1 pseudogene is annotated in these 290 nt (G+C 63.1%); it reads left to right on the top strand.

Features of this window, described 5'->3' with window-relative positions:
* Positions 1-290 (top strand): annotated as a pseudogene (locus tag EN824_RS34630) (copper oxidase); the annotation flags it as partial.

The following is a 290-nucleotide window of genomic DNA, read 5'->3' as shown; positions in this document are numbered from 1 at the left end:
GTCGAGAACTGGAAGGGCACGGACAAGATCCGCCGGGTCCAGCGCGAATACATGGCGATGGGTGACCGCGGCATGGCCGATATGGGCGAGATGGAAATGCCGCTTCCCGACAACACGATCCCGATGATGACCGGCTGGGGCCAATTCGGCGCCATCGAAATGGGCGGCATGTTCTCGGTCGTCAAGGTACGCGAGGGGCTCGCCTCGAACGATTACGCCGATCCGGGATGGTACCAGCATCCGGAGGGAACCGTGGCTTACGAGTGGAAGGGGGATGTCCCCGCTCCGAC

It is taken from the genome of Mesorhizobium sp. M8A.F.Ca.ET.181.01.1.1 (genome assembly GCF_004792025.1).
Taxonomy (GTDB): domain Bacteria; phylum Pseudomonadota; class Alphaproteobacteria; order Rhizobiales; family Rhizobiaceae; genus Mesorhizobium.
Note: the sequence above shows the minus strand (reverse complement) of the source record. Positions and strands in the feature narration are given on the sequence as shown.